Below are 12066 nucleotides of genomic sequence, written 5' to 3' on the forward strand. Positions count from 1 at the left end.
GGAGGTAGGTCTATCGTGCCCCCTCGCGGTGGGCGCCGTCACGCCTACCCCTCGTGGTCCAGGTACTCCCCGGTAACTTTCAGGCGGGCAGGAACGAGAACCGTACCGTGCGGGTCGGGTTGTCGCCGTTCGTGTCCACCAGGCAGATCGACTGCCAGGTGCCGAGTGCTATCCGGCCGCCGATGACGGGGAGTGAGGCGTACGGGGCAATCCAGGCCGGCAGGACGTGATCGCGGCCGTGTCCCGTCGATCCGTGCCGGTGCCGCCACCTGTCCTCGGCCGGCAGCAGCTCGTTGATCGCCGCGAGCAGATCGGTGTCCGAGCCGGCGCCGGTCTCGATGATCGCCAGCCCGGCCGTCGCGTGCGGGACGAAGACGTGCAGCAGGCCGTCCCCTTCGGACTCGACGAAGCGGCCGGCCTCGGCGGTGATATCCCGTACGACGGGGCTCGAACCGGTCCGGACGGTGATCACTTCAGTGCGCATGGGCCGAGTCTGCCAGCCGCTCTAGCACGTACCCCTACCTGGGTGAAGCCCTATTAACCCGTTTCACCCTCATTTACCCCCAAAATAGCTACCTTGTGTGGGGTGTAAAACAACCACACGCGGGGGTGTTCGGAGTGCGAGCAGGGCGGAGTTTCTCCAGATGGGCGCTGGCGGCCGCGACCGTGATGCTGTCCGCGGGCACGGTCCTGGCGAATCCTTTGCCGGCCGCCGCCGACCCGATCTCGTCGCCGGCCAGCGTCACGCTGACGCCCGGCCGACGGATGATCAAGGTCGAATGGACCGCACCGGTCAACCCCGCCAGCCCGGTGACCGCCTACACGGCGACCGCCAGCACCGGCGAGTCCTGCAGCTCCGCCACCCTGACCTGCAACATCACCCCGGTGGCGGCGAATACGCCGATCACCGTGGGCGTGGTCGCCTGCCCCGCGAACAGCGCTGACTGCTCGGCACCCACCGCGGCCGCGGCGGCGGTCAAGGCCGGACCGCCGGCCGCGCCCAGCGTGCCCACCGTCGTGTTCCAGGACAGCCCGACCAAGATGCGGCTGACCTGGACCGACAACGACCCCGGCGCCGGGATCGGCTCGTACAAGCTCACCGCGACCCCGGCCGACGGGCTGACCGGAACATGCGCCGCGCTCGTGACGGTGAAGACCTGTGACTACGAGACGCTCACGGTGGACACGGCGTACACGTTCCGGGTGACCGCGATCGGCGTCTCGAACAGCACCGGGACCACCGGTACCTCGCCGGCCGGGCCGGCCTCGGCCGCGAAGACCGCGGGTCCGCCGCACCAGCCGGCCAAGCCGAGCGTCGCGCGCGTCTCGAACACCGCCGTGACGGTGTCGTTCGCGAAGCCGGGCGGCGGACAGACCCTTTCCGGATACACGGTGAGCGGTACCGGTGGGAAGGGCTGCACGGCGGCCCCGGACGAGACCGAATGCACGGCCACCGGCCTCGACCCGAACACGGCGTACACGTTCACGGTCGTCGCGAAGGGCGAGAACACCGCCGCGGGAGACTCGACGGCCAGCGCCGCTTCCGACCCGATCACCCCCGGCAAGATCGCCGCGCTGTCCGCGCCGACCGTCGAGCTCGGTGCCCAGGCCGGTCAGGTCACCGTGCGCTGGGATCCGGCCGACACCACCGCGGGCGGCACCCCGGCCACCTACTCGGTGGTCTCGCAGGCGACCGACGGCGGGACGTCGCTGACCGACTGCACCGGGGTCGGCGCCGGCGTCACCAGTTGCGACTACAGCGGCCTGCAGAACGGCAAGAAGTACAAGTTCAAGGTGACGGCGACCAACGGCGCCGGAACGGTGGAGTCGGCCTGGAGCGACGAGATCGTCTCGCAGCTGCCGGCGATTCCCGGTACGCCCACGGCCACGCTCGGCAACGCGCCGGGCAAGGTGACGCTGAACTGGCCGGCGGCAAGCGGGGGCGGTCCGGTCGTCTTCTACAACGTGACGGCCACCCCGGCAGGGGGCACGAACGTCGGCACGAAGTCCGCGGGGTGTGGATTCAACCTGACCACCCCGACGTGTGAGATCACCGGGCTGTCCACCAATACGTCGTACACCTTCACGGTGACGGCGGTCGGCGACCTCGGCACGGCGACGTCGGCCGCGAGCAACTCGATCGTGGCGGACGCCCCCGGGGCGCCGCAGACGCCGGCCGTGGCGCTGACCGGCAACTCGGGCGAGGCCAACGTGACCTGGACCGCGCCGAACAGCGGGGGAACGGTCGCGAGCTACACCGCGACCGCCACGCCGGCCGGTGGATCCGCGATCACGACCGGTTGCAGCGCGCTTTCCGCGGCGACGTTGAGCTGCCTCTTCACCGGTCTGGACACCACGAAGGTGCACACCTTCACCGTGCAGGCGGCCAACACCGCCGGCCACAACGACGTAACCGCGGTCGGCACCCAGGTCCCGAATGCGCCGACAAGTGTCGCGGCCGCGCTCGGTGGCAGCGCCGGCGATGCGACAGTGACCTGGTCGGCCCCGGGGAGTGGACCGACGCCCGGACGGTACGTGGTCACGGCCACCTCGTCGGACGGCAGCACGCAGGCGGCTTGCACCAGCTCGCCGTGCGCCATCACCGGCCTCGATCCGACCAAGTCGTACACCTTCACGGTGCGGGCACAGAATCTGCTCGGTGGCACGTCCGCCGCGCCGACCGGTGCGGTCGTCTCGGCAGCGCCGGGTGCGCCGCAGAACGTGACGGCCACCGTCACCGACGACGGTGAGGTGACGGTGAACTGGACGAAGTCGATCACCGGCGGTGCTGTCGAACACTACGTGGTGGCTTCCAGCTCCTGCACCAACGTGGCCCCGAGGGAAACCGGCCAATGCGTGATCACCGGCCTGGACGCCTCGCCGCACACCTTCACGGTGTCGGCGGTGAACAACATCGGCTCGACGCCGGCACCGGCGACGGCCCCGGTTGTGGCGGCCGCGGCCGACGCACCCACCGATGTGAACGTCGCGCTCGGCAATGAGGCGGGCAAGGTGATCGTCTCGTGGACCGCAGCCTCGACCGGTGGAACCGCGACGACGTACTCCGTCACCGGAAGCAACACCGCTTCCGAGCAGATTCCCGGCACGTGCGCGTCGATAGCGGCGCCGACCACGACCTGCACGCTCACCGGCCTCCGGTCCGACGTCGCGTACACCTTCACCGTTGCCGCCAGCAACGATGCCGGCGGTGACGACTTCGGCCCGACCGATCCGATCATCCTGGCGGCGCCCGGTGTGCCGACGACGGTCCAGGCGGCGCTGGTTGCCTCGACGCCCGGATCGGTCACGGTGACCTGGGGTGCGCCGGTCACCGGTGGCGTTCCGACCGAGTACTCCGTGAAGCCCGTCGCGGGTGCCTCGACCCCGGCGGAGTGTACGAAAGCCGCGAACGCGACGAAGAGCTGCACGTTCAGCGGCCTGACCACGAGCGCGACCTACACGTTCGAGGTGCGGGCGACCAACGCGGCCGGTCCGTCGACCGCGGCCACCACCTCGTCGATCGTGCCGAACGCTCCGGGCGCGGCGACGAACCTCGTGGTGACCCTCGAGCCCACGCCGGGCAACGCGACGGTGACCTGGGACGCGCCGGCCGCCGCGAGCGCCGCGGTGACGACCTACGAGGTGTCGGCCTCGTCGCTGACCGGGGGAGCGGCGACGCCGACCCCCTGCAGCGTGGCCGGCAACGCGACGAAGACCTGCACGCTCACCGGCATGACCACGAGCGCGGCGTACACGTTCAAGGTCCGTGCGGTGAACGCGGCCGGTGGTGTCGACGCCACCACGACGTCGACCATCGTGCCGAACCTCGCGGGCGCTCCCACGGGCGTACAGGCGGTGCTGGGGAATGTGCCGGGCAAGGCGGTCGTCACCTGGACCGCGCCGACGGATCTCGGTCCGGCCCTGTCGTACACCGTGACGCCGGCCGCCACGGATGCCTCGACGCCGCCGGCGGCCTGCAACTGGACCCCCGGCACGCCGCTGTCCTGCACGTTCGAAGGCCTGGACGTGACCAAGTCCTACACGTTCGTGGTGCGCGCGTTCAACCCGTCCGGCGGCACCGACGCCGCCGCCACCACGGCGATCAAGCCGAACAAGCCCGGCCTGCCCACCGGCGTGACCGCGGCGCGGGTCACCGGGGCCGGCAACGCCACGGTGTCCTGGAGCGAGCCGACCGATCTCGGGGTCCCGGTGAGCTACCTGGTCACGGCCACACCGGCCGGCGGCGGGACGCCGACGACCTGCACGAAGGCGGCCGGGCAGACGACCTGCGCGCTGTCCTCGCTCGACGTGACCAAGCAGTACACGTTCAAGGTCAAGGCGATCAACCCGTCCGGTGACTCCGAGGCGTCCGCTGCCGAGACCTTCATCCCGAACACGCCCGCGAAGCCGGCCAACGTCGTCGTGGCGCCGGACAACACCTCGCCGGGCAAGGTGACGGTGACCTGGGATCAGCCGGCCGGTGCCGACGTCACCACCGGCTGGCGGGTGACGGCCACGTCGCCGGACGGTGGAACGTTGCCGGCGGCCTGCACCGTACTCGCGAACGCCTTGAAGTCGTGTGTGTTCACCGGCCTCACGACGGTCGCGTCGTACTCGTTCACGGTCCGCGCCACCAACGAGGCCGGCGACTCCGATTCGGATGCGACCCAACCGGTCGTCCCGAACCGGCCGACCGCTCCGGCGGCGCCGACCGCCCAGCCCATCGCGGACAACACGGCCCGCATCACCTGGACCGCGCCGACCGGTGGCAGCAAGATCACGAGCTACACCGCTACGGCGTACACGGTCAGCGCACCGCAGGTCGCGGTCAGCTCCACGCCGTGCACCAACGTCACCGGTCTCACGTGTGACTTCGGTGGGCTGCTCGCGACCGAGACGTACACCTTCGCGGTGACGGCGAACGGTCCGGGCGGCAGCGCGGCGGGTGAGCGCAGTGCCGCGGTCATCATGGCCGGCCCGGGTAAGCCCGGTACGCCGGCGGTGGAGCTGGCCGGCCCGGACGCCGTGCGCGTCACGTGGACCGGTCCGACCAGTGGGGGCCCGGTCACGGGCTACTCGGTGACCTCCAGCCCGGACCTCAGCGCCCCGGCCCGATGCACCGGCACGCTCGCGCTGTCCTGTGTCTTCGACCGGCTGGCCAGCGGCACGTCGTACACCTTCACGGTGGTCGCGGCCGGCTCGGCGGGCCGCACGGCGGCGAGCGATCCGTCGGTGGCCATCGTCCCGGGTCTGCCCGGCAGGCCGGGGCGGGTGACCGCGGCAATGGTCACCGGCGACGACACCAAGGTCCGGGTGAGCTGGACCGCGCCCAGCGGCGGCCAGGTCACGGGCTACACCGTCCGGGGGTACACCGCCGGGGCACCGGACGTTGCGATCACGTCGGCGGCCTGTACCGGCGTCACCGCTGTCACCTGTGACTTCAGCGGAGTGATGCCGACCGAGACGTACACGTTCACGGTCACCGCGACCGGTCCCGCCGGTACCGCGGTGAGCGAGCGCAGCGCCGCGATCATCACCGGCGGCCCGGGTAAGCCCGGTACGCCCGCGGTGGAGCTGGCCGGCTCGACCGGGGTGAAGGTGACGTGGACCGCGGCGAGCGGCCCGGTGACGGGTTACTCGGTGACCGCCAACCCGGACGTCAGCGCCCCGGCCCGATGCACCGGCACACTCGCGTTGTCGTGCGTGTTCGACCGGCTGACCAGCGGAGTGTCGTACACCTTCACGGTGACCGCGGCCGGCTCGGCCGGACGTTCGACTCCGAGCGAGCCGTCGGCGAGCATCACCATCCCGCTCGCGCCCGGCATGCCGGAACGGGTGACGGCCACGCCGACCGACACTGAGACGCAGGTTCTGGTGAGCTGGCAGCCGCCTTCGCGGGGTGGTCCGGTCGCCGGTTACGTCGTCGAGTCGATGCCGGGTGCCCTCGGTTGTACCGAGCCGGCGGAGGTCAGCTCCTGCACGGTGACGGTGGATCCGAAGACCGCCTACCGGTTCCGCGTCAAGGCCGTGGGCGCGTCGGGCGTCGACTCGTCGTTCAGCGCGCCGACCGCCGAGGTCGTCACCGGCAGCCCGGGTAAGCCCGGGACGCCCGCGGTGGACCTGACCGGCCCGAACGCGGTGACGGTCAGCTGGGACGCGCCGGCCGGCGGCGGCCCGGTGACCGGCTACACGGTGGTCTCCAGCCCAAGGCTCAGCGCCCCGGTCCGGTGCACCGACGTGCTCGCGAACTCCTGCGTGTTCGATCGTCTGGCCAGCGGCACGTCATACACCTTCACGGTGGTCGCCACCGGTGCGGCCGGCCGCGTGACGCCGAGTGATCCGTCCGAGGCCGTGACGCCGGGTGCTCCCGGCGTGCCCGAGCAGGTGACGGCCGCGCTGACCGGTGACGGTGTGCTGGTGAGCTGGCAGGCGCCGGCCGCGGGCGGCGACGTCGCCGGCTACGCGGTGGAGTCCTCGCCGGGCCAGTTCAAGTGTTCGGCCGAGGCGACGATGAGGTCCTGTCTGGTGTCGGGTCTGGATCCGAAGACCGGCTACACGTTCCGGGTCAAGGCGCTCGGCGCGAGCGTTGTCGGCGACTCGGCGTTCAGCCCGGCGACCGCGGCGATCACGCCGGGTGCGCCGGCGGCACCGACCGACGTGGCGGTGGCCGCGGGCAACGGGCAGATCGCGGTGTCGTGGACCGCGTCGGAGGGTCCGGTCGACCACTACGTGGCGCGGACCAGCACCGGCGGCCGGACCTGCATGACGACCACCGCCGACAGCACCGAGTGCGTGATCTCCGGGCTGACCAACCTGACCACGTACGCGGTCACGGTGGTCGCCGTGGGTACCAACGGCGTCGAGTCGGCGGCCAGCGAGCCCTCGGCCCGGGTCCGGCCCACCGCCGGCGCCCCCGGCAGCCCGGCCGAGGTGACGGCCGTGGCTCGCGACAAGAGTGCCGTGGTCAGCTGGAAGGCACCGACGACCGGTTCCGCCGTGGCCCGGTACGAGGTCACCGCGGTGAGCACGACCGGCAGCCGCACCTGCCTGACCGAGGGCACCGCCCTCACCTGCACCGTCGACGGCCTGACCAACGGGACGGCGTACTCGGTCACGGTGGTCGCCATCGGACGGTCCGCGAGTGGTTACTCGGCGCCCAGCACGGCGGTGCCGGTCACCCCGCGGGCGGCTCCGAGCACGCCGGTGAACGTGTCGGTCGCCTCGGGCGTCAAGTCGCTGGTGGTGAAGTGGACGGCCGGGGCCGGCACCGAGCCGGTGAGCAGCTTCGTGGCCAGCACCGGCGGCACGACGCCGCAGACGTGCAACGGCTCCAGCACGGCCACGACGTGCACCATCTCCAACGTCACGCCGGGCCTCTACCCGGTGTCCGTGGTGGCGAACGGCACCGTCTCGGGCGTCACGTCGGCGCCCAGTGAGGCGGTCACGGGCAGGTCCCTGCTCGCGCTCGCGCCCACCCTGGGGTCGACGGCGCCGACCGCCACCGGCACGCTGACCGTCTCGTCCACTTCGGGCAAGATCGGCAGCACGGTGACCGTCTCCGGTAACGGGTACGCCCCGTACACGGAGGTTGCGTTGGGGCTTTACACCCCGCTGGTCAAGCTGGGCACCGCCACCACGGACGACAAGGGCAATTTCGTCCTGGATGTGACGATCCCGGCGGGCACCACCACCGGCGCGAAGACGCTGATCGCGGGTGGGCTGCCGCCCACCGGCTCGACGCTGCGCTACTCGAAGGTGGCCTTCACGGTCAACGCGACCTGACCACTCGTCATCCCATGACGGGCCGGACGGCGAAAGCCGTCCGGCCCGTCGCGTTTCGCTCCACGTCAGACACCCGGCGCGGATCTTCGCTGATTTCTGACGTGGCAGGGCTGGCCTCGGTCCGGGATGCTGGGTCAGGTGACCACCCCGCAGAACCTCGACGAGCGATTCCGCGACGCGGTGTCGGCGCTGACCGCGCCCGGCACCCGCCGCGCGCCCGACGATGCCGTCCGCGACGGCTCGGCGCTCACCGGCGCACGCGCCCTCGAGCTGTTCGACGCACAACTGGCCAGCCGGCACCTCGACCTGGCCGCGCGTTGGTTGCGCAGCTTCAACGAGGGCTTCTACACGATCGGATCGTCCGGCCACGAGGGCAATGCCGCGGTTGCCGCCGCCGCGCTGCCCACCGACCCGGCACTGCTGCACTACCGGTCCGCGGCGTTCTTCTGTGCCCGGGCCAAGAGCACCACCGACGCGGCCCGGGACGTGCTGCGCGGCGTCGTGGCGTCGGCGCGGGAGCCGATCGCGGGCGGCCGGCACAAAGTCTTCGGAAGTGCCGAGCTGAACATCGTCCCGACCACCTCGACCGTGGCCTCTCACCTGCCACGTGCGGTCGGGTTGGCGTACTCGCTGGCTCGCCCTCGCCCCGCCAAGCTGGAGGAGCGCTGGCCGCGCGACGCCATCGCGATCGCCTCGTTCGGTGATGCCTCGGTCAACCACGCCGCCGCGGTCGCCGCGCTGAACACCGCCGGTTGGTTCGACCATTCCGAGGTACGCCTCCCGCTGCTGCTCGTCTGCGAGGACAACGGCCTGGGGATCAGCGTCCCGTCGCCGGACGGCTGGACCGCCGCGGCGCTGCAGTCCCGCCCCGGCCTGCGCTACACGTCCGCTGACGGCTGCGACCTCGCCGCCACCTACGACGCCGCGGTCGAGGCCGCCGGGTACGTGCGTCGCGAACGCAAGCCCGCCGTGCTGCACCTGTCCACCGTGCGGCTCATGGGCCACGCCGGGGCCGACGCCGAGACGGCGTACCGGACGGCCGCCGAGATCGACCACGACCTGTCCCGGGATCCGCTGGTCGGGACCGCCCGCCTCCTCGTCGAGGCCGGCCTGTTCACCCCCGACGAGGTGATCGGCCGCTACGACGAGATCGGCTGGCAGGTCCGCAAGGTGGCCGAGGAGGTGCTCGGCGAGCCCAAGCTCAACTCGGTCGCCGACATCGTCGCGCCGCTCGGCCCGCGCCGCCCGCTGCGCGTCTCCCACGAGATCACCGAGTCGGCCACCCGGGCGCTCGGTCCGCTCGCGGCCACCCGGCGACAGGCGTTCGGCGGCCGGCCACCGGAACAGGGCGGCCCGCTCACCCTGGCGCAGACGATCAACGCGACACTCACCGACGCGCTCGTCGCCACCCCCGGCATGCTGGTGTTCGGCGAGGACGTGGCGCGCAAGGGCGGCGTGTACGGGGTCACGAAGAAGCTCCAGGAGCGCTTCGGCGCCGAGCGGGTCTTCGACACGCTGCTGGACGAGACCTCGATCCTCGGACTGGCCCTGGGCACCGGACTGGACGGCCTGCTGCCGGTGCCGGAGATCCAGTACCTGGCGTACCTGCACAACGCCGAGGACCAGCTGCGCGGCGAGGCGGCGACGCTGTCGTTCTTCTCCTCGGGCGCGTACCGGAACCCGATGGTGGTGCGGATCGCCGGTCTCGCGTACCAGCAGGCCTTCGGCGGCCACTTCCACAACGACAACTCGGTGGCCGTGCTGCGCGACATCCCCGGCCTGGTCGTGGCCGTGCCGTCCCGCCCGTCCGACGCCGCCCCGATGCTGCGCACCTGCCTCGCGTCGGCCGCCGCGGACGGCACGGTCTGCGTCTTCCTCGAGCCGATCGCGCTCTACCACCAGCGCGACCTCTACGAGCAGGGCGACAACGAGTGGCTCGCGCCCTACGCCGGCCCGTCCGACTGGACCTCCGGTCACGTGCCGGTCGGCCGCGCCCGGACGTACCCGGTGGGCAACGCCGGCGACCTGACCATCCTCACCTACGGCAACGGGCTGCGGATGTCGCTGCGGGTGGCCGCCCGACTGGCTCAGGACGGCTACGGATCCCGAGTAGTGGACCTGCGGTGGCTCAGCCCACTCCCCATCGCCGACCTGGTCCGTGAGGCGTCCGCCACCGGCCGCGTGCTGATCGTCGACGAGACCCGGCGCTCCGGCGGGGTCGGCGAAGGAGTGCTCGCCGCCCTGGTGGATGGCGGTTTTGTGGGCGCCGCGAGGCGAATCGCGTCCGCTGACTCGCTGATTCCGCTGGGTCCGGCCGCACAGCAGGTGCTCGTAGGGGAGGATGCCATCACACAGGGTGCCCACGCCCTGCTGGCGCGGTAAATTGCCACACACCCGGTGCGCCACTTGCGCAGGCGCGCGCAAGTGTGTGGACTACCCCCAGGTTTTCATGCGATTTCTCGGCTAGGAGGACTTAGACAGTGAGCGCGACCGCTGGTCAGGCCGACGGCGTACGCAGCCTGGCGGACCGGTTCGGCTTCGAGCCGAACATGGTGGTCATGGAGATGGGCTACGACGACGACGTCGACGAAGATCTCCGTGAGGCCCTGACCGAACGCGTCGGTGATTTGGTTGACGAGGACACCGATGAGGTGGTCGACGCGGTGCTGCTGTGGTACCGCGACGGCGACGGTGACTTGTTCGAACTGCTCACCGATGCCCTTGGCCCCCTCGCCGACAACGGCGTGGTGTGGCTGCTGACCCCGAAGGCCGGACGTGACGGCCACGTCGAACCGAGCGAGGTAAGCGAGTCCGCCCCCACGGCGGGCCTGCAGCAGACCTCGACTCTCAACGCCGGCAAGGACTGGACCGGGGCCAGGCTGGTCTCTCCCAGGGGTGCGAAGAAGAAGTAGCTCACTGGCCGTGCTTTTGCCCGGTCGGCGCCCAGCAGGGGGCGCCGACCCGGTTAAGGTGTGCCCCATGGTGTTAGCAATCGGTGCCAAAGCACCCGATTTCACCCTAAAAGACCAGAATAATCAGGACGTACGCCTGTCCCAGTTCCACGGTCGCAAAGCCGTCCTGCTGGTCTTCTACCCGTCGACGTTCACCGGGACCTGTCTCGGCGAGCTCACCGCGGTCCAGTCGGCGCTGGCGTACTACCAGAACGACGACGTGCAGGTGCTCGCGGTGAGCGTCGACTCGGCGTACAGCCACAAGGTGTGGGCCCTGCAGGAGGGCTTCGACTTCCCGCTGCTGGCCGACTTCTGGCCGCACGGCTCGGTCGCGTCCGACTACGGCGTACTCGACCGCACCAAGGGCGTCGCTGGCCGCGGCACCTTCCTCGTGGACCGAGCCGGAATTGTCCGCTTCGCCGAGCTGGCAGACCCCGGCGCGGCCCGCGACCAGACCGCCTGGCAGCGGGCGATCGACGAAATTACCGGCAAGGTAATATGACGGCTCCGGTCATGCCGGGCGCGTAGCTCAGTGGGAGAGCACTCGCCTTACAAGCGAGGGGTCGCAGGTTCGAAACCTGCCGCGCCCACGCGAGTCGGGCCTCCCTGTTCGCGGAATGCGCTCACCGGGGCCTCGCGTCATATCTGCTCAGGGGGCCGAGCCCCCTGAAACCCCGCGGTGCGGTGGTCCCGCGGAGATGCCACGTCGCTCTGCGGGGCGCAAACACCACCGTCGCGCCGTGGGTTCAACACCCGCTTCGCTTGCGGTAGACCTCTCGCTTATTCGTGCCACCGATTTCACGATGCCGGGTGTCCGAGGCCGACGTCGCACGCCGTCGTTCTCATCCGTAACTTTCCCGAGCCCTTCGACACCCTGCCCGGCAACATCCAGGTCTGGCTGATCAAAGACGTCGACCAGTGGATCGCCGAGCACCGGCAGGCTGTCGAAGAGGAGCCCGAAGGAAGCTGGGCGAGTCTGTGCCGGTGCTTACCCACCGATTGTGGACGCCTCGCGTGGGCCCGCACGGCCGGCCCACCGCCAGCTGACGCCGTCGGCCCGCCGCCGCCACATCGTTCCGAGCCTGTTGCGGCCGATCCCGATGTCGCGCGGGTCGCGCCTCCGCGGCGGCAGCGGCATCCTGCAATCGACCCAGCGACAACAACGGTGTGGTCATTGCCGACTCGGCCGCCGAGATTACCAATGCGCCGCACATTGTCTCCAAGTCGACGCGCGCCTCGTCCATCAATCCCACTATGCGGCGAACGTAACCACATCCTGGACTTTCTTGTGACCTTGGAGACCTACGCCCATATGCGAGCCATAAATCTCCAA

At 70.9% G+C, this 12066-nt stretch carries 5 protein-coding genes and 1 tRNA gene; 5 read left to right on the plus strand and 1 reads right to left on the minus strand.

Annotated features, from left to right (window positions below):
* Positions 1–79 precede the first annotated feature (79 nt).
* On the minus strand, positions 80–484 hold the full coding sequence (locus HH310_RS17450; protein ID WP_169176623.1) for a YjbQ family protein: 405 nt from the start codon (positions 482–484) through the stop codon (positions 80–82).
* A gap of 134 nt (positions 485–618) precedes the next feature.
* Here HH310_RS17450 and HH310_RS17455 point away from each other — a divergent pair, with 134 nt between their 5' ends.
* From HH310_RS17455 to HH310_RS17475, 5 genes are all read left to right on the plus strand, one after another.
* Positions 619–7782 (plus strand): fibronectin type III domain-containing protein, encoded by a 7164-nt coding sequence (locus HH310_RS17455; protein WP_169176624.1) that lies wholly within the window; start codon positions 619–621, stop codon positions 7780–7782.
* 126 nt (positions 7783–7908) lie between these two features.
* Entirely contained in the window at positions 7909–10164 is a 2256-nt protein-coding gene (locus HH310_RS17460; RefSeq protein WP_169176625.1) for a thiamine pyrophosphate-dependent enzyme, read from the plus strand.
* 98 nt (positions 10165–10262) lie between these two features.
* Positions 10263–10694: a DUF3052 domain-containing protein gene (locus HH310_RS17465; protein ID WP_169176626.1), complete on the plus strand. Its 432-nt coding sequence runs from the start codon at positions 10263–10265 to the stop codon at positions 10692–10694.
* Between the two features lie 67 nt (positions 10695–10761).
* The gene (locus tag HH310_RS17470; RefSeq protein ID WP_169176627.1) at positions 10762–11235 is read left to right on the plus strand and encodes a peroxiredoxin; all 474 of its coding nucleotides are present in this window, start codon (positions 10762–10764) and stop codon (positions 11233–11235) included.
* Between the two features lie 16 nt (positions 11236–11251).
* Positions 11252–11323 (plus strand) — tRNA-Val (locus HH310_RS17475).
* Positions 11324–12066 lie beyond the last annotated feature (743 nt).

Source organism: Actinoplanes sp. TBRC 11911 (assembly GCF_012933445.1).
In the GTDB taxonomy this organism is placed as follows: domain Bacteria; phylum Actinomycetota; class Actinomycetes; order Mycobacteriales; family Micromonosporaceae; genus Actinoplanes.